Annotated in this window: 19 protein-coding genes; 11 read left to right on the forward strand and 8 right to left on the reverse strand. The window is 66.5% G+C overall.

All coding sequences use genetic code 11. The annotated features are described in order from the left end of the window. Nucleotides 1-93 precede the first annotated feature (93 nt). From hpnO to HNR60_RS12435, 3 genes are all read left to right on the forward strand, one after another. Entirely contained in the window at nt 94-1485 is a 1392-nt protein-coding gene (gene hpnO, locus HNR60_RS12425; RefSeq protein ID WP_184257890.1) for an aminobacteriohopanetriol synthase HpnO, read from the forward strand. Nucleotides 1486-1820: 335 nt separating this feature from the next. Then, on the forward strand, nt 1821-2993 hold the full coding sequence (locus HNR60_RS12430; RefSeq protein ID WP_184257892.1) for a M20 aminoacylase family protein: 1173 nt from the start codon (nt 1821-1823) through the stop codon (nt 2991-2993). 118 nt (nt 2994-3111) lie between these two features. Then, nucleotides 3112-3609: a YciE/YciF ferroxidase family protein gene (locus tag HNR60_RS12435; protein ID WP_184257894.1), complete on the forward strand. Its 498-nt coding sequence runs from the start codon at nt 3112-3114 to the stop codon at nt 3607-3609. Between the two features lie 296 nt (nt 3610-3905). Here HNR60_RS12435 and HNR60_RS12440 read toward each other — a convergent pair whose 3' ends face one another. Beyond that, nucleotides 3906-5381 (reverse strand): UdgX family uracil-DNA binding protein, encoded by a 1476-nt coding sequence (locus HNR60_RS12440; protein WP_184257896.1) that lies wholly within the window; start codon nt 5379-5381, stop codon nt 3906-3908. Between the two features lie 11 nt (nt 5382-5392). Continuing rightward, nucleotides 5393-6628 carry a putative DNA modification/repair radical SAM protein gene (locus tag HNR60_RS12445; protein WP_184257899.1) on the reverse strand — a complete coding sequence of 412 codons (1236 nt, stop codon included), beginning with the start codon at nt 6626-6628 and terminating at the stop codon, nt 5393-5395. Between the two features lie 160 nt (nt 6629-6788). Here HNR60_RS12445 and HNR60_RS12450 point away from each other — a divergent pair, with 160 nt between their 5' ends. From HNR60_RS12450 to HNR60_RS12465, 4 genes are all read left to right on the forward strand, one after another. After that, nucleotides 6789-7592, forward strand: coding sequence for an ImuA family protein (locus tag HNR60_RS12450; protein ID WP_184257901.1), 804 nt, complete (start codon nt 6789-6791; stop codon nt 7590-7592). Continuing rightward, nucleotides 7489-9090: a Y-family DNA polymerase gene (locus HNR60_RS12455; protein WP_184257903.1), complete on the forward strand. Its 1602-nt coding sequence runs from the start codon at nt 7489-7491 to the stop codon at nt 9088-9090. The genes HNR60_RS12450 and HNR60_RS12455 overlap by 104 nt, the downstream gene beginning before the upstream one ends. After that, entirely contained in the window at nt 9087-12428 is a 3342-nt protein-coding gene (locus HNR60_RS12460; RefSeq protein ID WP_184257905.1) for an error-prone DNA polymerase, read from the forward strand. The genes HNR60_RS12455 and HNR60_RS12460 overlap by 4 nt, the downstream gene beginning before the upstream one ends. Nucleotides 12429-13143: 715 nt before the next feature. Beyond that, nucleotides 13144-13425, forward strand: coding sequence for a hypothetical protein (locus HNR60_RS12465; protein WP_184257907.1), 282 nt, complete (start codon nt 13144-13146; stop codon nt 13423-13425). Nucleotides 13426-13709: 284 nt separating this feature from the next. Here HNR60_RS12465 and HNR60_RS12470 read toward each other — a convergent pair whose 3' ends face one another. Next, a complete protein-coding gene (locus HNR60_RS12470) occupies nt 13710-14489 on the reverse strand; it encodes an enoyl-CoA hydratase (RefSeq protein WP_184257909.1) in 780 nt (259 codons plus the stop codon). Nucleotides 14490-14589: 100 nt separating this feature from the next. Then, entirely contained in the window at nt 14590-15237 is a 648-nt protein-coding gene (locus HNR60_RS12475; RefSeq protein ID WP_184257911.1) for a hypothetical protein, read from the reverse strand. Nucleotides 15238-15504: 267 nt separating this feature from the next. Between HNR60_RS12475 and HNR60_RS12480 the strand changes: the two genes are divergently transcribed. Both HNR60_RS12480 and HNR60_RS12485 read left to right on the forward strand, forming a co-directional pair. Then, nucleotides 15505-16050 carry a sigma-70 family RNA polymerase sigma factor gene (locus HNR60_RS12480; protein WP_184257913.1) on the forward strand — a complete coding sequence of 182 codons (546 nt, stop codon included), beginning with the start codon at nt 15505-15507 and terminating at the stop codon, nt 16048-16050. A 2-nt stretch (nt 16051-16052) separates the two neighbouring features. Continuing rightward, the gene (locus HNR60_RS12485; protein ID WP_184257915.1) at nt 16053-16691 is read left to right on the forward strand and encodes an NrsF family protein; all 639 of its coding nucleotides are present in this window, start codon (nt 16053-16055) and stop codon (nt 16689-16691) included. 13 nt (nt 16692-16704) lie between these two features. Here HNR60_RS12485 and HNR60_RS12490 read toward each other — a convergent pair whose 3' ends face one another. Both HNR60_RS12490 and HNR60_RS12495 read right to left on the reverse strand, forming a co-directional pair. Continuing rightward, nucleotides 16705-17841, reverse strand: a complete 1137-nt coding sequence (locus HNR60_RS12490) for a DUF2336 domain-containing protein (RefSeq protein ID WP_184257917.1) — start codon at nt 17839-17841, stop codon at nt 16705-16707. A 2-nt stretch (nt 17842-17843) separates the two neighbouring features. Then, the gene (locus HNR60_RS12495; RefSeq protein WP_184257919.1) at nt 17844-19049 is read right to left on the reverse strand and encodes a GGDEF domain-containing protein; all 1206 of its coding nucleotides are present in this window, start codon (nt 19047-19049) and stop codon (nt 17844-17846) included. Between the two features lie 457 nt (nt 19050-19506). Here HNR60_RS12495 and HNR60_RS12500 point away from each other — a divergent pair, with 457 nt between their 5' ends. Together HNR60_RS12500 and HNR60_RS12505 are read left to right on the forward strand one after the other, a co-directional pair. Continuing rightward, nucleotides 19507-20178, forward strand: a complete 672-nt coding sequence (locus tag HNR60_RS12500; protein ID WP_184257921.1) for an anti-sigma factor — start codon at nt 19507-19509, stop codon at nt 20176-20178. A gap of 357 nt (nt 20179-20535) precedes the next feature. Continuing rightward, on the forward strand, nt 20536-21018 hold the full coding sequence (locus tag HNR60_RS12505; protein WP_184257923.1) for a TIGR03809 family protein: 483 nt from the start codon (nt 20536-20538) through the stop codon (nt 21016-21018). On the opposite strand, the gene HNR60_RS12510 is transcribed toward HNR60_RS12505, so the two are convergent. After that, on the reverse strand, nt 21019-22380 hold the full coding sequence (locus HNR60_RS12510) for a TIGR03808 family TAT-translocated repetitive protein (RefSeq protein WP_184257925.1): 1362 nt from the start codon (nt 22378-22380) through the stop codon (nt 21019-21021). A gap of 105 nt (nt 22381-22485) precedes the next feature. Continuing rightward, the gene (locus tag HNR60_RS12515; protein ID WP_184257927.1) at nt 22486-22740 is read right to left on the reverse strand and encodes a hypothetical protein; all 255 of its coding nucleotides are present in this window, start codon (nt 22738-22740) and stop codon (nt 22486-22488) included. Nucleotides 22741-22773 lie beyond the last annotated feature (33 nt).

Consider the following 22773-nt stretch of genomic DNA (forward strand, 5'->3'; position numbering starts at 1 on the left):
AGCCCCGGGACAGCCAAACTGTGGTAGATAGTCAAAACGCCGCATCCGGCGTTTTCAGTTGACGACCTGCCCATCAACCGAAGTATGTAGCTGATGGCCTATCCGAATTTAGACGTATCCGAGATGTTCGCCGACCGGCAGGCGCAGCGCAGTTCCATGCACGCGCGCCACCTCAACGAACAACTTGTGAGAGTGCTGAAAACCATCGGCTACGATGTCGGCTTCCAGCGCGGCTCCGGGCAGTATCTGTTCGACCGCGATGGTGCACGGTATCTGGATTTGCTGAGCGGCTTCGGCGTATTCGCGATCGGCCGCAACCATCCGGTGTTGCGCGAGGCGCTGAAGAGCGTGCTCGACGCCGAGATGCCCAATCTGGTGCAGCTCGACGTCTCGACGCTGGCCGGCATCCTGGCCGAGCGGCTGCTCGAACACATGCCGTATCTCGACAAGGTGTTCTTCGCCAATTCCGGCGCCGAGAGCGTCGAGGCGGCGATCAAGTTCGCCCGCGTCGCTACCGGCCGCACCGGCATCGTCAATTGCGACCACAGCTATCACGGCCTGACCTACGGCGCGTTGTCGCTGACCGACGACCAGAATTTCCAGGGCGGCTTCGGGCCGCTGCTGCCAGGCGTCACCACCGTCCCGTTCAACGATCTCGAAGCGCTGGAGAAGGTGCTGTCGACCCGCGAGATCGCCGCCTTCATCGTCGAGCCGATCCAGGGCAAGGGCGTCAACATGCCCACCGACGAGTTCCTGCCGGGCGCGCTGGCGCTGTGCAAGCGCTACGGCACGCTGTTCGTCGCCGACGAGATCCAGACCGGGATCGGCCGCACCGGCCGCTTCCTCGCGGTCGAGCACTGGAACGTCGAACCCGACATGGTGCTGCTGTCGAAGTCGTTGTCCGGCGGCCACGTGCCGGTCGGCGCGGTGCTGACCCGCAAGTCGATCTTCGACAAGATCTTCAACCGGATGGACCGCGCCGTGGTGCACGGCTCGACCTTCGCCAAGAACGATCTGGCGATGGCCGCCGGCATCGCCACGCTCGAGGTGATGAAGCACGAGAAGCTGGTGGAATCCGCCGCCAAGCGCGGCGCCGAACTGCGGCTGGCGCTGACCCGCATGGTGCCGGGCTACGAGCTGCTCAAGGAAGTCCGCGGCAAGGGGCTGATGATCGGCGTCGAATTCGGTCCGCCGCAATCGCTTCGGCTGAAGGCGTCGTGGACCATGCTGGAGACCGCCAACAAGGGGCTGTTCTGCCAGCTGATCACCGTGCCGCTGTTCAAGGATCACAAGATCCTGACCCAGGTCTCCGGCCATGGCAGCCACACCATCAAGCTGTTGCCGTCGCTGACCATCACCGAAGACGACTGCAAATGGATCGAGACCTCGTTCGATTCGGTGATCGCCGACAGCCACAAGGTCCCCGGCGCGATCTGGTCGCTCGGCAAGACGCTTGTCGACAACGCGGTGCGCAAATCGGCCTGAGCTGATTAGTGGACTGCGGCTGTCATCCACGTTGGTTTTCCGCAGGCTCCAACTCGCTACAACTAGTGGGTCGTCATCCTGAGGAGCCCGGCGAAGCTCGAAGAGCGAAGCCGGGCGTCTCGAAGGATGCGGCTACGCTTGCCCGCGTTCAATCCTTCGAGGCCTTCGCGTTGTTCGGGCGCCTCAGCTGACGCGGTGCTTGGAGCGCGGTCGTATTTTGGAGCGGCGCTAAGCCTCTGCATGACGCGTGCCTGCAGCCGACGCGGGCCCGGCTTGGGCCATCCGCGCGATCGTGTTAATGGTATCGGAGCCTGCAACCAGTTGGAAAGCCTCTCATGCCCGTGATCAACCGCGTCGCCGATCTGCAGCCTGACATCATGGCGTGGCGCCGGGATCTTCATGCGCATCCGGAGCTGATGTACGAGGTGCATCGCACCGCGGCCTTCGTGGCGGAGCGGTTGCGCGAGTTCGGCTGCGACGAGGTCGTCACCGGCATCGGCCGCACCGGCGTGGTGGGCGTGATCAAGGGCCGCAAGCCGGCCGACGACAGCGAGGTGCGGACCATCGCGCTGCGCGCCGACATGGACGCGCTGCCGATTACCGAAGCCAACGATCTTCCTTACGCCTCGCAGACGCCGGGTCTGATGCACGCCTGCGGCCATGACGGCCACACCGCGATGCTGCTCGGCGCCGCGCGCTATCTCGCCGAGACCCGCAACTTTGCAGGCGACGCGGTGGTGATCTTCCAGCCGGCGGAGGAGGGCGGCGCCGGCGCCGCGGCGATGATCAAGGACGGGCTGATGGACCGCTTCGCGATCGATCAGGTCTACGGCATGCACAACGGCCCCGGCCTGCCGGTCGGCTGCTTCGCGCTGCGGCAGGGGCCGATCATGGCGTCGACGGATTCCATCGACATCAAGATCAACGGCGTCGGCGGTCACGCCGCGCGGCCGCACAAATGCATCGATTCGGTGCTGGTCGGCGCGCAACTGGTCACCGCGCTGCAATCGATCGTGTCGCGCAGCGTCGATCCGCTGGAGTCCGCGGTGCTGTCGATCTGCGAGTTCCACGCCGGCAATGCCCGCAACGTGATCCCGGCGTCCGCGGAACTGAAGGGCACCGTGCGCACGCTCACCGCCGACGTCCGCGACCTTGCCGAGCGGCGCGTGCGCGAGGTGGTGGCCGGCGTCGCGACGATGACCGGCGCCACCATCGATCTCGTTTATGAGCGCGGCTACCCGGTGCTGGTCAACCACGCGGCGCAGACCGAGGCGGCCAGCCGCGTCGCCCGCGCCATCGCCGGCGACGGCAACGTCCACGACATGCCGCCGCTGATGGGCGCCGAGGATTTCGCCTACATGCTGGAAGCCCGCCCGGGCGCCTTCATCTTCGTCGGCAATGGCGACAGCGCCGGCCTGCATCACCCGGCCTATAATTTCAACGACGACGCCATCGTCTACGGCACGTCGTATTGGATCAAGCTGGTCGAGACCACGCTGGCCGCCTGAGCCCGTCATGTGTCGTCTGCCAGACAGATAAGCGGCGCGCCGAAGTAACAGGAACCATGATCTTCACTTTGCGTTGAGGCACGGGACTACCCCGCCTCATCGCACAATGGAGTTCAACATGCCGACCAAGGACAAGGGCCTCAACGACCTGTTCCTCGATACCCTGAAGGACATCTACTTCGCCGAGAAGCAGATCCTGAAGGCGTTACCGAAAATGGCCAAGGCCGCGACCTCCGACAAGCTGCGCGCCGCGTTCGAGAAGCACCACGGCGAGACCGAAGGCCAGATCGAGCGCCTCGAGCAGATCTTCGAATTGCTCGACAAGCCGGCGCGCGGCAAGACCTGCGACGCCATCATGGGCATCCTCGACGAGGGCAAGGAGATCATGGAGGACTACAAGGGCACCGAAGCGCTCGACGCCGGCATGCTCGCCGCCGCCCAGGCCGTGGAACACTACGAGATCTCGCGCTACGGCACGCTGAAGCAGTGGGCCACCCAGCTCGGCCTGAAGGACGCGGCGCGGCTGCTCGACCAGACCCTGCAGGAAGAAAAGAAGACCGATCAGTCGCTGACCACGCTGGCTGATTCCGCGATCAATATCGCGGCGGCGGCGTAAACGCTGAGCTAAACTCAGTCATGCTGATTTGAAGTAAGAGCGCGCTCCTCTCGTGGGGGCGCGCTTTCTTTTGTTTTGGCAGTGGAACCAACGTTGCGACCACGTTACTGAAATAGCAACTCTCTACAAGAAGCGTGCCCCGGACGCAGCGCAACGCGCCGCGGAGTGGTGCACTGCAGAGCCGGGGCCGTTACGGAACGTGCCGTCCGCCAACTCTTCATCCGTAACGGTCCCGGCTCGCCGTGCCGCGCCAAGGGGCGCTGCACCGCGTCCGGGACACGTCCGCCTGATGGCGTTCACGCCGCGTCGGCGCGTTTCAGATGCTTGGCGACGATCTTCAAGTCGTCGACGAAGCGGTCGTATTCGCGCGCCTTGGCGTCTTCGTCGGGCAACCGCAGCAGATAGGACGGGTGCACCGTCACCAGCACTTGAACCGGATGCGCGCTGTCGCCCGCCGCATCGATCAACCGTCCCCTCGTCTTGTTGATCGGCGTGATCTTGCCGAGCACGCTTTGCGCCGCGGTGGCGCCCATCGCCACCACCAGCGCCGGGCGCACCGCGGCGAGTTCGCGCTCGTACCATGGCCGGCAGGCGCGGATCTCCGGCGTGGTCGGCTTCTGGTGCAGCCTTATTTTGCCGCGCGGCACGAATTTGAAATGCTTCACCGCGTTGGTGACGTAGACCTTGCCGCGGTCGATGCCGGCGTCGCGCAGCGCGCGGTCGAGCATCTGCCCGGCGGGGCCGACGAACGGTTGGCCGGCGAGGTCTTCCTTGTCGCCGGGCTGTTCGCCGACCAGCATCACCGCGGCGTGCTGCGGGCCTTCGCCGAACACCGTCTGCGTCGCGTCTTTCCATAGCGGACAGGCGCGGCAGTCGGCGGCTTGCTCGCGCAGCGCCGCGAGGCTCGGAGCGCCTGCGTTGTCATCATGATCGGTTGTCGCCCGGTGTTTCATCGCATCCTCCCGGCGCTGCATGGACGGCCTCGGATCGGTCGCGGCGCTGTCGATCATCGCGCCGGTGGCGCGCCCGGCCTGCGCGATCAGCGGTTTGATCAGCGCCGCTTCCGGCAGATTGCGCCAATAGCGCTTCGGCATTTCCGCCTGCATCGCCTTCACCTTCAACCGCGCCGGATTGAAGATGCTGGCGTAGTAGGTCAACCAGGTTTCTTCCAGCCGGTCTTCGGACGGCGCCTCGGCCTGGCTGACGCCGGGCGTGAACATCACGCTGTGGCCGTCCCAATGCGCGCAGACTTTCGGCGTCAGGATCGACCACGCCATATCGGCAAAGCGCCGCGCGAAGAACGGCGCGGTCGCCTCGACGATGTGATGCGCCGGCTCGAACCAGGCGACGAAGCGGTTGTTCGGTTCGCGGCCGATCTCGCGAAATCGCACGAAGGCTTGCATCTTGTGACAATCGCGGCGCACCGCACGGGCCAGCGTCGAAAGCTGTGCGATGTCGGGATCGGAGGCGAGTTGCAGCAATTCATGGTTGGCCCGCAGCCGCCACAGCACACGGTACAGGACCGCGAAGCGTTGCGGGTCGCTGTGCAGGATGACGTTCTGCGCCAGCTCGACGAATTTGGCCGTCACGTTGAAGCGGCCCTCCGGCACCGCGGGCGGCGCGGGCAGGGCGGACGGCGCGAACAGTTCCGGTTCGTCGCCGCGCACCGTCCAGGTCACCTCGGCCGGCTTGACGCGGCCGAGCGCCAGCCGGCGCGCGGCGGCGCGCCATCCGGCGAAGTCGATGTCGCTGTCGAGCGCAACGAGGTGCATCCAATCTCCGGTTAGAATCCAAATCCGAGTTGCATGGCTCTCGGCTTGAAGCGCTCGGCGAGGGTCGCGCTCTCCAACAGCTGCCGCGCCGGCCGGTGATCGGACAGAACGATGAACGGCAGCGCCTTGTTCCTTGGAATATGCAGCGCGGCGAGGTCGCTGACGCGCAGCGCAGACTGACCGCGCGCGGCGAGAATTCGCTCGACCGTGCGACGGCCGAAGCCCGGCACGCGTAACAGCTCGTCGCGGCTGGCGCGGTTGACGTCGAGCGGAAAGCGGTCGCGATGCCGCAACGCCCAGGCCAGTTTGGGATCCATCTCCAGCGCCAGCATCGCGCTGTCGTCGAGAATTTCGCCGGCCTCGAAGCCGTAGAACCGCATCAGCCAATCGGCCTGATACAGCCGGTGTTCGCGCAACAGCGGCGGTGGCTGCGGCGGCAGCGCGCGGCTGGCATCGGGGATCGGGCTGAACGCCGAGTAGTACACCCGCTTCAGATTGTACGAGCCGTACAGATTGGCGCTGGTGGACAGGATGCTCTGGTCGGTGGCGGCGTCGGCGCCGATGATCATCTGGGTGCTTTGGCCGGCGGGCGCGAAGCGCGGCGCAACGCGGCCTTGCGGCGTGGCTTTTCGGCCGTCGCGGGCTTCGTCGAGCTTCAGCCGCAGCCGGCCCATGCTGCGGCGAATGGCGCGGCCGTTCTTCTCCGGCGCGAGCTTCGACAGGCTTTGCGGGTCGGACAGTTCGATATTGATGCTGAGCCGGTCGGCATACAGCCCGGCCTCGGCGATCAGCGCGTCGTCGGCATCCGGGATGGTCTTCAGATGGATGTAGCCGCGAAAGTTTTGCGCCCGCAATTTGCGCGCGACGCTGACCACCTGCTCCATGGTGTAGTCGGCGCTGCGGATGATGCCGGAGGACAGGAACAGTCCCTCGATATAATTGCGGCGATAGAAATCCAGCGTCAGCTGCACCACCTCGTCGACGGTGAAGCGCGCGCGGGCGACGTTCGACGAGGCACGGTTGACGCAATACAGGCAGTCGTAGTTGCAGGCGTTGGTCAGAAGGATCTTCAGCAGCGAGATGCAGCGGCCGTCGGGCGCATAGGAATGGCAGATGCCCATCCCGCCGTCGGTGGAACCGAGGCCCTTGCCGTCGCGGGAGTCCCGTTTCTCGGTGCCGCTGGAGGCACAAGAGGCGTCGTATTTCGCCGCGTCCGCCAGGATGGCCAGTTTGCGCTGCACGTCCATGGAGCGAATCCTCTTGATTCCATTCGGAGAAAAAACTTTGTCGCGGATCGCGATTGACTCATCCGCCGGGGTTAGCTTTATATTAGAACATATCATGAACAAATGAGCCAGCCGCAGGTTCATCCAAAACCTGCCAGCGGCAACACAAAGGAGCGAGCGCATGACCAGCGCGCGCCTGAGCACGCTTGCGCATTTGCGCGGCGACATCGAACGCATCGAGAGCCAGAGCGAGGCGCGGCTGTTGCCGCGGGTGGCGCTCGGCCATGCCGAGGCCGACGCCGCGCTGCAAGGCGGGCTGGCGCTCGGCGCGCTGCACGAGGTGTTTGCGCATGAAGGCCGCCACGTCGCGGCGGCCACCGGCTTCGTCGCCGGCCTGGCGCGGCGGGTCGGCCCGCGGCGGCCGCTGCTGTGGGTGCGGCAGGATTTTGCCGAGCTGGAATCCGGCGCGCTGTCGCTGCGGGGCTTCGGCGAATTGGGGCTCGACCCGCGGCTGGTGGTGACGGTGCGCGCCGCCGATCTCGACAGCGCGCTGCGCAGCGCCGCCGATGCCTTGGCCTGCGACGCGCTGGGCTGCGTGGTGCTGGAAATCTGGGGCGAGGCCAAGCCGCTCGATCTGGTCGCCAGCCGCAAGCTGACGCTGGCGGCGCGTGGCTCCGGCGTCACTGCGCTGGTGCTACGTGTGGCGGCGACGCCGACCGCCTCCACCGCGGAAACCCGCTGGATCGTCCGCGCGGCGCATTCGCCGCCGCTCCCGCGCTGGCAAGTCTCCACTCAACCGTGGGGCGCGCCGCTGCTCGACACCGAACTTGTCCGCAACCGTCACGGCCCGAACGGCCGTTGGATCATGGAATGGAAATGTGATGCCTGCGTTTTCCATGACGCGGCGAATCCTCAGCCTGTGGCTGCCGCGATTGCCGACCGACCGCCTGCGCCGCCAGTTGTCGCGCACCGCCGCGCCAGTTGATAGCGCGCCGGGCGATGTCCCCTGGGTCGTCGTCGCGCGGCTCGCCAACGCGCTGCAGATTGTCGCGCTGGATGACGCCGCCGCCAAGGCCGGTCTCGAGGTCGGGCTGCCGCTCGCCAATGCGCGGGCGATCTGTCCCGACCTCATGGTGTTCGACGCCGATCCTGCCGCCGACGCCCTCGCGCTGGAAGCGATCGCGGCGTGGTGCGATCGCTTCACGCCGCTGGTAGCGCTCGACGCTCCCGATGGCCTGTTGCTCGATATCACCGGCTGCGCGCATCTGTTCGGCGGCGAAGCTTTGATGCTTCAGACCGTCAGCCGCGCGCTGACCGCGCAAGGCTTTGCGGTCGGTGCGGCGATCGCCGGCACCGCGGTCGCCGCGCGCACGCTCAGCCGTTATCGCCATGGCCGCATCGTCGGCGTTGGCGGCGAAGCCGACGCCGTCAGCGCGCTGCCGGTGGCCGCACTCGGCGCCGATCCCGCGATCGGCCACGGCCTGCGCCGCGCCGGGCTGAAGAGCATCGGCGAGGTGGCGGCGCGCGCGCGGCCCGAGATCACCGCGCGGTTCGGCGCCGCCTTCACCAGCCTGCTGGAGCAGGCGCTGGGACAGCGCGACGCGCCGATCAGCCCGCGCCAGCCGCTGCCGGACTACATCGTGGAAAAACGCTTCGCCGAGCCGGTGGCGACCGACACGGTGATCGCGGCGACGCTGTCGGCGCTGGCGGCGACGCTGGTCGACGCGATGGCCCGCCACGGCAAGGGCGCGCGGCAACTCAGGGCCAGCTTCTTTCGCAGCGACGGCGCGGTGCGCGCGGTCGAGTTGCAGACCGGCCAGCCCGTCACCAAGGCCGTGGTGATCGACCGGCTGTTTCGCGAGCGGCTCGACGCCATCGCCGATCCGCTCGATCCCGGCTTCGGCTTCGATCTGATCCGGCTCTCCGCAAGCCAGACCGAGATCGTGGTGCAGCAGCAGCGCGACCTCGACGCGAACGTCCACGACAATGATGAGTTGTCGGCGCTGATCGATCGCATCGCGGCGCGGATCGGCGGCCGCCGCGTCGTGGTGCATCTGCCACGCGATACGCACATTCCCGAATACGCGGCGTGGGCCGCCAGCGCGCAGCATCATCTCGCCGAAGCCGCGCAGGCGGCATGGCCGGCGCGGATCGCAGGCGAGCCGCCGCTGCGGCCGCTGCGGCTGTTCGCGCATCCGGAGCCGATCACGGTGATCGCCGAAGTGCCGGACGGACCGCCGGCGCGGTTTCGCTGGCGCCGCGTCAGCCATGCGGTGGTCCGCGTCGAAGGCCCGGAGCGGGTGGCGATGGAATGGTGGCGGTCCGACGCAGCACTACTGACGCGGGACTACTTCCGCGTCGAGGACGAAGCAGGCCTGCGGTTCTGGCTGTATCGCGACGGTCTGTATGAGCGCGAACTCGCCGAAGACGAGGAGGGCGAGCCGGCGCGGCCGAACTGGTTCATGCACGGGCTGTTCGCATGATCGCGCCGGCCTATGCCGAGATCGGCATCACCACGAATTTCTCGTTTCTGCGCGGTGGCTCGCATCCGCAGGACTACGTGCATCAGGCGAGCGAATTGCGGCTGCCGGTGATCGGGATTGCCGATCACAACACGCTGGCCGGCGTGGTGCGGGCCTATAGCGAATTGCGCAACGAACGGATCGCCCACAAGCCGCGGCTGTTGATCGGCGCGCGGCTCGTCTTCGTCGACGGCACGCCGGACATCCTGGTCTATCCGCGCGACCGCGCGGCCTACGGCCGGCTGTGCCAGCTATTGACCCGCGGCAAGCGCGCCGCCGACAAGGGCGAATGCCATCTCGGCCTCGACGACCTCGCGGAGTTCGCCGCAGGGCAGCTCCTGGTGCTGGCGCTGCCGCATCGCTTCGAGGACGCGGAAGCGGGGCGTTTGCTCGGCCGGCTACAAAGCTTTGCCGCCGACGGCGTCTGGCTCGCGGCGAGTTTCTTATATCGCGGCGACGACCGCCGCCGCATGTTGCGGCTACAGCAGATCGCCGCGCAGGCGCGGGTGCCGCTGCTCGCCACCAACGAGGTCTTGTATCATCACCCGGCGCGGCGGCCGCTGCAGGACGTGCTGAGCTGTGTGCGCGAAAAACTCACGCTGGAGACCGTCGGCACGCGGCTCGAGGCCAATGCCGAGCGGCATCTCAAGCCGGCGCAGGAAATGGCGCGGCTGTTTCGCGATTGCCCGCAGGCGATCGCCGAGACCATGCGGTTCGCCTCGCGCATCCAGTTCTCGCTCGATCAGCTGCAATATCAATATCCCAACGAGCCGGTGCCGGCGAGCAAGACCGCGCAGCGCCATCTCGAGGATCTGACCTGGGCCGGCGCGCATAAATACTTTCCGCGCGGCGTCTCGCCGCATCTGAAGAAGACGCTGCGCAAGGAATTACGGCTGATCCGCAAATTGCGCTACGCGCATTACTTTCTCACCGTGCACGACATCGTCTGCTTCGCGCGCTCGCAAAACATCCTGTGCCAGGGCCGCGGCTCCGCGGCGAATTCCGCGGTGTGCTACGTGCTCGGCATCACCGCGGTCAATCCGGTCGAGATCGATCTGCTGTTCGAGCGCTTCATCTCCAAGGAGCGGCTGGAGCCGCCGGACATCGACGTCGATTTCGAACATTCGCGGCGCGAGGAGGTGATGCAATATGTCTATCGGCGCTACGGCCGGCATCGCGCCGCGATCATCGCCACGGTTATTCACTATCGTCCGCGCTCGGCGATCCGCGACGTCGGCAAGGTGTTGGGGCTGACCGAGGACGTCACCTCGGCGCTGGCCGATACGGTGTGGGGCAGCTGGGGGCGCGGTCTCAACGAGATGCAGGTGACGCAGGCCGGGCTCGATCCGCGCAATCCCTTGATCGCGCGCGCCATCGATCTCGCCAGCGAGCTGATCGGCTTTCCGCGGCATCTGTCGCAGCATGTCGGCGGCTATGTGCTGACGGAGGATCGGCTCGACAGCTACGTGCCGATCGGCAACGCCGCGATGGACGATCGTACTTTTATCGAATGGGACAAGGACGACGTCGACACCTTGAAGATGATGAAGGTCGACGTGCTGGCGCTCGGCATGCTGACCTGCATCCGCAAATGTTTCGACCTGATCGACGCGCACAAGGGCGAACGCTGGGCATTGGCCACGATCCCGCGCGAAGTGCCGGCGGTGTACGACATGCTGTGCCGCGGGGAATCGCTCGGCGTATTCCAGGTCGAAAGCCGCGCCCAGATGAACATGCTGCCGCGGCTGCGCCCCCGCGAATTCTACGACCTCGTCATCGAGGTCGCGATCGTGCGGCCGGGACCGATCCAGGGCGACATGGTGCATCCCTATTTGCGCCGGCGCAACGGCGACGAGCCGGTGTACTATCCGTCACCGTCGCCCGCGCATGGCGACAAGGACGAACTGCGCAAGGTGCTGCACAAGACGCTCGGCGTGCCGCTGTTTCAGGAGCAGGCGATGCGGATCGCCATCGAGGCCGCGAAGTTCACGCCGGAGGAAGCCAATGGACTGCGCCGCGCGATGGCGACGTTCCGCAACGTCGGCACCATCGGCAAGTTCGAATCCAAGATGGTCAACAACATGATTTCGCGCGGCTATGATCCCACCTTCGCGAAAAACTGCTTCGATCAGATCAAGGGGTTTGGCAGTTACGGATTTCCGGAAAGCCACGCCGCGAGCTTCGCGCAATTGGTCTATGTGTCGTCATGGCTGAAGCATTTTCATCCCGACGCGTTCTGCTGCGGCTTGTTGAATTCGCAGCCGATGGGATTCTACGCGCCGGCGCAGATCGTGCGCGACGCGCGCCAGAACGGCGTCGAGGTGCGCGCGGTCGATGTGTCGTTCAGCTTCGGGCAGAATACGCTGGAGGAACGCTGCGGACGCTACCACGCGGTGCGGCTCGGCTTCCGCCAGATCGACGGGTTTCGCTGCACGGATTTGGATGCGGCAAACTTGAGGCAGCAGGCCGGACGGCCGGAAGTGGACGATTGGGCCGCGCGCATCGTCGCGGCGCGCCGCCGGCAGCGCTTCACCTCGCTGGAACAATTCGCGCGCGTGACCGCGCTGCCGAAGCGGGCGCTGCTACTACTCGCCGAGGCCGATGCGTTTCGCTCGATCGGGCTCGATCGTCGCGCAGCACTATGGGCGGTGCGGCGACTGCCCGACGATGTGGCGTTGCCGCTGTTCGAACTAAGCGCCGCGCGCGAGCAGCCGGACGAGCAGGCGATGCCGTTGCCGCAGATGCCGCTCGCCGAACACGTCGTCGCTGACTATCAGACCATCCGGCTGTCGCTGAAGGGCCACCCGATGGAATTTTTGCGCGCGATGTTTGCGGCAGAGCGTGTGGTGACCTGTGCCGCGGTGTCGGCGCAGCGCCGCAACGGCCCGCGAACGCGCTGCGCCGGCGTGGTGCTGGTGCGGCAGCGGCCGGGCAGCGCCAACGGCGTGGTGTTCATGACGCTGGAGGACGAAACCGGAATCGCCAACGTCGTGGTGTGGCCGCAAGTGCTGGAGCAATTCCGTAAAGAGGTGATGGGCGCGCGGCTGCTGCTGGTCGAAGGCCGCATTCAGGCGAGCCGCGAGGGCGTGGTGCATCTGGTCGCCGAGCGCTTGATCGATCGCAGTTCCGAGATGGCGCGGCTGTCGGACAACCTGATGACGCGGCCGGCGATTCCCGCCGGCGCAGCACTGATCGAGCCGCTCAACGACGACCGCCGCGATCATGCCGACAACCCTGCGCAGAAGCTTCGCCATCCGCGCGACGTGCGGATCCTGCCGCGGTCGCGGGATTTTCATTAGAGCATTTTCGGTTGAGAAGCATCCAACCCAAACGCGCCGTCATTCCGGGCTCGCTCGCAGCTAAAGCTGCTCGCGCTCCGGAATGACAGCCGGGGGAATCGTGAAGCGCATCAATCCAACTCGAAAAGGCTTAGAACTGGAACGGGACAGACAAGCAGTCGCCCGGCGGCAGAGAAATCACGGCGAGCCGATCATGAGGTCGTCCGTCGAGGTCATCCATGCCGATGACTCGACCTGACGCCTCGTCGTCGTCGCCGTCACGCCGTGGCCCTCGGTTCCTGACAATGCTGACAGCAAACAAAGCCCCCGAGTCGCGGCATGACCCAAGAAGAATTTGCTTAGTTCGCCGATCGCGACGAAAATTCCAATTCGTAACATTACGTAGTCGCGCGCCTGGGCGGGGCTACGAGGCTTTGAGCCCGCGGCAAAATCCAAGTCGTCGGTGGCGCGACATTCGGCTCATCGATAACACTGATCGTCCAGATGGTTAGACTGATCAGTCGGTGTGATTGCAAGATATCAGCGTTTGACAGGGGTTTTTTGCTGCACCGCGTAAAATGCGCAGCGCTGTATCAAATGCGACACTGGTACGACGCGGCTCGCGTCAATTTAGCGCAAGCCGATTTTGACCTGCGTCAATCGCGTGCCTAACCGAACGTGCGAAATCTCACGCATGGCAACCTTGCTCGTATATCGCTGTCCGGAAACCGGACTCATGACCCAGACCTGGGTGACGATCGATGCGCCCTCGGGCGATCGGCAGTCGTTCGAAGCCGTGGTCTGTCTGGCGTGTTCGAAGCAGCATTTTATTTGCACTGCAACCGGTCGCGCCATGGGCGATACCAGCGCGCGGCCGACCTCGGTGCGCAGCCCGGCGTTTCCGCCGAAGCAGATCCGGATGTGCCACGAGCGCTCCGCGCCGTCGATCGACATGGATTCCAGCGTCGGCGAGCTCGCGTCGGCGCTTCCGATCGGCGGACTGCACAAGGCGAACTAAGCCGTTCGACGCGGCATCGTCATCCTCGGTCGCCCGCGGATGACGCAGCGATCCATCGAACTTATCAGCTGATAAGATGCGTCGATCCGCGATGCGCCGGGTTCGGCCGACATCGTTCACCTCAAAGCCTGACTCAAAAAGCGATCACTGAAATCAGGCATCAACGCGTCATTTCGAGGAGCTCTTGCGACGAAGCAATCCAGGGCCACGCGTGAGGCCCCTGGATTGCTTCGCACTTCGGCCGGCGCTCCGCGCCGGCCTCGGCTCGCAATGACAAAGACGCCTCAACGGTTGCGGATCTGCGGCGGGCGTTTTTCGATGAATGCCGCCATGCCTTCGGCGCGGTCTTGCAGCGCGAAGCTCGAGCGGAACAGGTCGCGCTCCACCTCCATGCCCTGGGCGAGCGTGGTTTCGAACGCCCGGTTCACCGCGCGCTTGGCCATCTCGGCGGCCGGCTGCGACATCGCCGCGATCTTCTCGGCCGCCGCCATCGCTTCCTCGAGCAATTTATCCACGGCCACGATGCGGCTGACCAGGCCGGCGCGTTCGGCCTCTGCGGCGTCCATCATCCGCCCGGTGAGGCACAGATCCATCGCCTTGGCCTTGCCGACCGCACGGGTCAGCCGTTGCGTGCCGCCGATTCCCGGAATGGTGCCGAGCGTAATTTCCGGCTGGCCGAATTTGGCGGTGTCGGACGCGATGATGAAGTCGCACATCATCGCCAATTCGCAGCCGCCGCCGAGCGCGTAGCCGGAGACCGCCGCGATGGTCGGCTTGCGGCAGGTCGCGACGCGGTCGCCGCGGATCGCGGTGAAATCGGCGTTGAACATGTCGATGAAGCCCTTCGGCTGCATCTCCTTGATGTCGGCGCCGGCGGCGAACGCCTTCTCGCTGCCGGTCAGCACGATGCAGCCGATCGCGGCATCGGCTTCCAGCTCGTCGATCGCGGTCGCGATCTCGCCGAACACGCCGAACGACAGCGCGTTGAGTTGTTTCGGGCGGTTGAGGGTGATCAGGCCGACCGCGGCCTTGCGCTCGACGAGTAGATATTCGTAGCTGTTCATGGGACCCCGCGCTGCTGGATAACGCCGCGCAATGTGCCCGCTGCCGGGGTCCGCTTCAAGGGCTCGCCCGGCCGCGGCATGGGCGAGCCGAAGAGCGCGTTCAGGCGATGAACATCCGCGCCGCCGACGCCACCGTCAGCAGCCCGCCGAAGGCGATGAAGATTTTGCCGATCAGCGAGGTATTGCCCCACAGCGAGTCGTCATTCTTGACCTCGGTCGCAGTCTCCGGAGCGGCCGGTTCGCTGCTGGCCTTGGCGACGGTCGCCGTGGTGCTCGGCGCCGCGGCCTGCTCGACATTGGCGGCGAGGTCGACATCGTTGACCTGATCGGGAGCGACCACGTCGGCCACCGGCGCCGCGGCGGATCTGGCGGCGTCCTGGCGGGCGGCTTCGGCCTGGGCGAGCAGCGCGCTCGGCGCGTCGGCGGCCGCGGCCGGCATTTCCGCGTTGGCATTGGCGACCTGCGCCGGAAGCTCGGCGGCGTCCGCATTGGCGACGGCGGCGGCTGCGTTGGTCGAGGTCGCGGCGGCGGATTTCGGCTTGGCGGCGTGGCGCGGCGCCGGCGCGTGACGGGCGGCATGGCGGGGTTTCGCCGGCTTCTTCAACGACAGCGGCTTGCCGACCGAGGTCTTGTCGGCGCTGCTTGCAGCCTGATCGGGCGCGGCGTTGGCAGCCCCCGGCGCCAGTCCAAATCCGCACATCCACACCGTCGTTGCGACAATAATTGCGAAGCGCCCGCTGGCCTTCATGACAATCTCTCCAGTTGCCAGTCCCGCCGCGAAAAGAGCCCCTTGAGGTGTTCTCAACGGGGCAAAAACAAGGGGATTGTTTGCCGTTCGCCGACAAACACGCGGCAATTTGCCAACGATGGTAAGACGATGCCCGGGGCTGGTCCGAGCGGCGAGGCGAGGGCAGCCAGGGGGCGGAAACGACGGCCGGTGGATCACGAGGCTGTGATCGCGGAATGGCGGCGTAACAATTCGATGATACGAACGAAGTGATGTTCAGGAGCCTGCGTGCAGGGACGTGACGAGGAATGGACCGCGTTGATGCGGTCGGCCAATGCCGGCGACAGCGCGGCCTATCATCGTCTCTTGAAGGCGGTGACGCCGGTGCTGCGCGCGGCTGCGCGGCGCGGTCTGGCGCGCAGCGGTCAGCCGATCGATCAATCCGAGGACATCGTGCAGGATATTCTGTTGGCCGTGCACCTGAAGAAGCACACCTGGGACGACGGCGCGCCGTTCGCGCCGTGGCTGTTCGCGATCGCGCGCAACAAGCTGATCGACGCGCTGCGCCGCCGCGGCCGCCGGGTGTTCGTCAACATCGACGATTTCGCCGAGACCATTCCCAGCGCGCCGGCGGCGGAGACGCTGCCGACCACCGAGATCGCCGGCCATCTGGAAAGCCTGCCGGCGCGGCAGCGCGACGTGCTGCAATCGATCGCGGTCGACAGCGCCTCGATCAAATCCACCGCGGCGAAACTCGCGATCAGCGAGGGCGCGGTGCGGGTGGCGCTGCATCGCGGCTTGGCGCGGCTCGCCGGCAAATTACGGACGGAATGATGATGGACACCGAGCGCCTGATCGCCACGCTGGCCGCCGACAACGGCTATCCGACCCGGCCGCCCGCACGGGTGCTGGCAATCGCGGTGCCGGTCGGCTTCGCGATCTCGCTGGCGCTGCTGTTGGCGACGCTCGGACTGCGCCCGGATTTCATGCAGGCAACGCACAATCCGTTCTTCGATCTGAAATTCGTGGTGACGCTGGCGCTGGCGCTCGCCGCGCTGCCGATCGCCCTGCAGGCGTCGCAGCCGCAGCGGCTGCCGCGGCGCTGGCTGTGGCTGTTGCTGATTCCGGTCAGCCTGCTGGCGCTCGGCATCGTCGCCGAGGCGGCGGCGCCGCCGCCGGTGCCGGCGATGACGCGGCTGATGGGCCACAACGCGCTGCTGTGCATGGCCTCGATCCCGGCGCTGGCGCTGCCACTCTTAGCCGCGGCGCTGATCGGACTGCGCGCCGGCGCGCCGCAACGTCCGGCGCTGGCCGGAGCGATCGCCGGCCTGTTGGCCTCGGGATTGGCGGCCGCGCTTTACGCCGCGCATTGCATCGACGATTCGCCGCTGTTCGTGGCGACCTGGTACACGCTGGCGGTGGCGCTGGTGACGCTGCTCGGCGCCGCGATCGGATCGCGGGCGCTGCGCTACTGATCGCAGTCGGCGATCAGCCGGTGCTGCTGCTGTCGTCGCGCGCGGCGGCCTGCGCGGTCTCCTGCTGCATCCGGTGGAAGCGCAGCACCTGCTGCGCCGTGGTCGGCCGCAACTGCTCGTAGGTCAGCCGGAACGCGTCGAGATCGCTGCGCTTCATTCCGGCGAGCTCGTTGCGCAGATTGATGATCGCGCACACCGTGGTCCACGACAGCCCGGCGACCTTGGCGAGGATCAGCACGCCCTCGGCGCGCGACTCGATCATCATCGATTCGGCGACCGACACCGTGACATTGGCCATGCAGGCGAGCGCCGCGTTGGTCTCGTCGAACTTGCCCTCTTCGGCAAAGCCGCCGAGCAGGTGCTCGTTGAGCCGGCCGTCCTCGTGCAGCGCGCGCACCAGGCCGTGCGCGATCACGGTTTCCCGGCTCATCGCGGCGGGCGCCAGCCGGGCGCGCCGCGACGCCTCGCGCACCGCGCTGGCGACTTCGCCGGCCTCCTGCGGATGCGCGGCCTGCAGCCGCGAGCGCACCGACACCGAGGCCTTGGCGATCAGTTTCAGGTAGTGGTGCCGCGGGATCGACGACACCATGCCGACCAGCGCCGACAGATTGTCGTCGCTCTCGACCCGCCACGCCAGGGTCGAATAACCCTGCTCGGAGAACTCGGCGCCGGGATTGTTGACGGTCGAGTGCACCACCTCGGTGTTGCCGAGTTCGACCAGCACTTCGGTCACCGCGCCGCTCAACACCTGCCGCTTGGAGATCGCCAGCATGTGGCCCTGGCTCTTGCTGCGGGCGGTCGCGATCAGGGCGCGGTCGTCGAGTTGGGTCGACTGCGTCAGCACCGGGGCCGCGACCTCGATCAAATCGTCGGACGCGAGGTGACGGATGATGCGCGGCGGCGCCTTGACGATCGGCGCCAGCCGCTGCGCCAGCAGCGCTCTGGCCTTGGCCTCGATATGCCGCACCAGGCACGCGAACACGTCGTCGAACAACGCCACCTGGTCGTCGGAATAGTCCACCGCACCGTTGATGAACAGATCGGTGACGCGGCGCAACGTCTCCACCCGGCGCGCCACCGGGCCGTGGGTAAGGGTGTCCTGCAATTCGTCGAGCAGGTTCTCGGACGCGGCCTTGGCTTTCAACATCATGGTCAAACTCGAAGGTCGCGGGCCCGCGACATGGCACGGACCGACAGCGCGTCGCCGCAAGCCGGGCGCGCCTGCACGACGCGGTTGCGGCCGTGCGCCTTGGCTTCGTAGAGCGCGTCGTCGGCGCGGGCGAGCAGCGCCTCCGGGGTTTCATCGTCATCCAGCGTGGCGATCCCGACCGACATCGTCACCGCCATGCCCTCGGAGAACGCGCTCCAATCGAGCGCCGCCACGATCTCGCGCAGCCGCTCCAGGATCGGATAGCCGCCGTCCTGGGTGGTGCCGGGCAGCACCAGCAGAAATTCCTCGCCGCCGTAGCGGCCGAACCGATCGACCTCGCGGATGTTGGCGAAGATGGTGATCGCGAAGGTCCGCAGCACCTCGTCGCCGGTCGGATGGCCGTAAAGGTCGTTGATCCGCTTGAACCAGTCGAGGTCGATCAGCGCGATGGTCAGCGGCATCGCGTCGTCGCGGGCGCGCAGAAGCGCGTCGTCCAGCATCCGCATGATGCAGCGGCGGTTATAAGCGCCGGTGAGTTCGTCGAGCTCGGCAAGCTCTTCGATCCGCCGGTAGGTGGCCTTCAATTCGACGCCGCGCTTGTAGAGCTTGTCGCGCAGCGTGGCGGCCAGCACGCCGATATACATGCAGCGCCCGAGCGCCAGCAGGAACACCAGCATGGTGGCGAAGCGCTCCATCGTGCTGCCCATCGGCAGCGTGATCGGCGGGGCGCTCAACACAAACAGCGCCGTCAGTCCGATCGCCAGCAAGGTCCAGGCGATCGCCGCCTGGCGCGGCGTCGAGCGCAGCGAGCTGAAGCCGTAGACGACGAACAGCGAGCACAGAAACAGCACGCCGACCTGCGGAAACAGCTCGGCGAAGCTCAGCATGATGACGAGGTTGATGGTGGCTTGCGGAACCACGCAATAATGATCGCGCAACCGATCGCTGATGCCGAATTCCGACAGCGCCAGGAAGATCGCCACCGTCGCCAATCCGCAGCCCGCGAGCGCCGGGCCGACGATCGTCGGCACCGTGCCGGCCGCGGCATAGATCAGCAGAATGCCGGCATCGATGACGTAGCTCAGCCCGGCGAGATCGAGCATTCGGCGCCGATGCCGGGCGCGTTTGGCCAGAATCGCCGCGGGGCGCACATGGCCTGCGCTGGATACGCCCAGGGAATCTGAGAAGGGTGAAGTGGTGGCGCCCATGGGTCCGGCCGGCAGATGAGAGGAGGCCTAAGACGCTAAACACAAAGCCTTTAGGTTTGGTATCCTTGCGGCGACCTCGTAAAAATCCTAGGTCACGACTAAGCGTCTGATCGTGTAGGTATATTCTCTTGCGCCGAGCCGCGAAACGGCGCTCGCGGCAGGCGTCGCGCGGGAGCATTTTACCGTTCGCGATCGAACCTTTTTTGCGGACCGGCGACAAATCTATGGGACCCCCATTGAGTACCGATGCGACGGTGCCGCATGTCCGCGCTGCGCCTGCTGTGCGAAGCGCTGCGGCCTGCGCAACCTCGCTATCGGAGCACCGATGAATGTCTCATCGCGTGTCGCAACGGTCTGGCGGTCGTGGCGACACGATCGAAACGCGCCGCTCGGCGCGTTTCTCACGACGTACGACGTCGGCGACCTGCTTCAGGCAGCCGGTGCAGCGAGGCTGGTCATGGTAGCGACGAACAAGAAGATCCAGCATCAGCCAGGCGCGATCGCGGACTTGTTGCCCTGGCATGCCGCCGGCACGCTTGATGCGTCGGATGCCAGGGCCGTCGAGGCGGCCTTGGCGAGCGATCCCGAACTGGCGAAACAATTCGCCGCGATCCGCGACGAATCCGCCGCGATCATCCACCTCGATGAAAGTCTCGGCGCGCCGTCGCGGCGGGCCATGGACAAGCTATTCGCGGCGATCGATGCCGAGCCGTCGCCGCAGGCCGCGCCACGCGCGACGTGGAGCGAACTACTCACCCGGTCGCCGCGCTTGATTGCCGGCGCCGCGTTGGCGGCCGCCTTGGCGCTGTTGGTGCAGGCCGGCATCATCGGCGCTTTGGCGCTCCGCCCGCAGCCGGTCCGTGCCGATCAGGCCGCCGCGCTCGACCGTGACGCCGCCGCGCAGGCGCTGGTGCGGTTCACGCCGGCGGCGCGGGTCGACGAGATCGGCGCATTGCTCGAGAGCTATCGGGCAAGGATCGTGGACGGCAGCCGAGGCGGGGTGTTTCGGCTGCAGTTCGACCGGGCGATGCCGCCGTCCGAGCTCGACGATCTCATGACCCGGATGCAGGCCGAGCCCACCGTCAGCCTGGCGGTTGCGGCGCCGGAAATCCGGAGCCCGACGCGGTAAAAAACGCCGAGGCTTTGAACGTTTGCCTCCGCCGCCGCGACCAAAAGAGGTGGGAGCGGCCATCCCTCCCAACCAGCCATATCTGGTGCGAGCGCCCATCCACCCAGCGCCAATATGGCTTGACCCGCCCGGTTGTCCCCCCGGGCGGGTCTTTCGTTTTCCGACCTCCCGCAACTGCAAAGCCGCCAAGCCGCCCCCCGGAGCTGCCCGGAACCGGGTCGAAGCTGTGGCTTCGACGGCCTCGGAATACCAACAAGATCGACACGGTAAACTTTTGTTAACAATACTACCGATAATGTGAGTCGATTCGTCCGGTTGCGTCAGCGTCCAGCTTCAAATCCATTGGACTCGCCTTTCATGAACGAGCAATCGGACGTTATCCGCGGCCGCGCTGTGGTGGAGCGCTGGTGCATTTTGGCCGAACAGCGGCTGGAATACCTCACGGAACTGTTCGAGACCGGGCGCTGGCGGCGCTATCACACCGAACTGGATTTCCTGGACAACATCCAGGAGGCCAAATCGGCGGTGCAGACCTGGCGCGGGCTGTTGACCCGCGAAGCCACCCCGAACAATCAGCCGGTCGACCTGTCCTGGCTCGGCGTCAATCCGAAACTGCAGCCGCGCCTGACCGCGCTGCCGCGCGAGGCGCCCGCCGCCTGGACCGCGCCGACGCGCCCCGTCACGGTGCAACATGCCCCGCCGGTGGTGCCCGTCGAGCCGGCCGAGCCGGTGGCGGCGGCGCCGCAGGACGACGACGCGGCGGAGCCGGTCTCCTGGGAGCGGCAGCTCGACCTCGTGGTGATGCAGCAGCGCTACCCCTTGTTGCGGCCGTCGCTTTAATTATCGCGCCGCATTGCTGCCGAGCACCACCTGGCTGAACTTGGCGGCGCCGGGCAACGCCAGATCCGGCGTCACCGGCCGCGCATGATCGAGCCCGACCACCGCGCCGCGCGGGGTGTCCGAGATCACATTGTTGCCGACCAGCGCCGTGCCGGCGCCTGACGCCACCGACACCCCGATGCCGACGAAGGCGTTGCGGATCACATTGCCGGTGATGGCGACGTCGCGCAGATATTGGCCCCAGCCGGCGACGATGCCGAACGACGGCGCGTTCTCGATCACGTTGCCGGTCACCGCGGTATCGGCCTCGACATAGATGCCGATGCCGGCGTCGTCGTCCGGTGCGGTGCCGATCGGCCGCTTCGGCTTGAGGTTGCGGATCAGATTGCCCTGCACCACGCTGAGCCGGCCGCCTTCGTTGAAATTGCACACCGAGACGCCGACCGCGGCGCCGTCCACGGTGTTGCCCGCGATCACCGCGCCCTCGAAGGCGAACTCCGAATACAGCGCCACCTCGCGAACGCTGCTGACGCTGTTGCCGGTGATCTGGATGTTGGAGGCGGAATTGCCGCGCACCGCGGAGTAATCGCAATTCCGGATCCGGTTGCCGCGCACGATGACGTTGCCGGCGCGAAACGCGTTGATGGCGTTGCCGTATTGTCCGGAGCCGCCGGGCCCGGCCTTGATGTCTTCGATGCGATTGTCGAGCACTTGGGTGCCGTCGTCGCCGATCGCGCTGCGCAGGATTTCGATGCCGTTGTCGTTGGTGCCCAGAATGCTGTTGCGCGCCACGATCAGGCCCTGGGCGTCGAACGAGACGATGCCGGTGGTGGCGATGTTGCCGAAGCTGTTGTCGCTGACGTCGCCGGCGATGTTGTCCAGCCAGATGCCGTTGCCGCCGGAATTGGCGATGGTGCATTGCGCGATGCGGAGTTCGCGGCCCTGCTGGCAATGCACCAGGCCGCGGCGCTGCGGCAGCTTGATCTGCGCGCCGTCGAGGGTGAGGCCGCTCAGTTCGATGGCGTTGCCGCCCTGGCTTTCGAACAGCGATCGCCCGCCGTTGAACAACAGCCGGGTGGCGCCGCGCACGCCGATCAGTTGCGCGCCGTTCGGCAGGCTCAACGGGCCGCTGCGATAGACCCCCGGCGGCAGCGCCAGCGGAGTCTGCGCCCGCGCCGCATCGTCGATCGCGCGCTGCAGCGCTTTGGTCTGATCGTCGGGGCTGTTCGGCCGAACGCCGTATTGGCTGGCGTCGCGCCCGAGGGTCGCGGTGAGCGGCGCCGCGCCGGCCGGGCGCGGCAGCGCGCCCGCAACGCAGCAGGCGGCGGCGCCGGTGAGCAGCTGGCGGCGATCGACGGCCATGGCGACACTCCACGTCGATGAAGTCGCCGAGCTTGCCGGGCCGCGCGCGGTTACGCGAGAGGGCGCGGCGGGATGTTTGCCGCCAGGGTTAATGACGGCGACGGCTTAGGAGCCGCTCGCCAGCTGGAAGTCGCGCTGCTCGCGCGCTTCGCATTCGTTCTTTTCGGGATTTTCGCCGGGGTCCGGCTCGCATTCGCGGATCTCGTAGCCGACATCCAGCACCCGCCGCGGCGTCGGCGTGTTGTCCTTGGGTTCGACGTCAACCACCAGCCCGCTCTCCTTGGCGTGTTTCCACACATTGGCCTCGGTCGGGTAGGTCTTGCTCACCTTGGCGTCGTCGCAGAACAGCGCGTATGGCATGGCAACCTCCGGACAGGCCAACGCCGCAAGCCG

Origin of the sequence: Rhodopseudomonas rhenobacensis (genome assembly GCF_014203125.1) — a bacterium.
Taxonomy (GTDB): Bacteria; Pseudomonadota; Alphaproteobacteria; order Rhizobiales; family Xanthobacteraceae; genus Rhodopseudomonas_A; species Rhodopseudomonas_A rhenobacensis.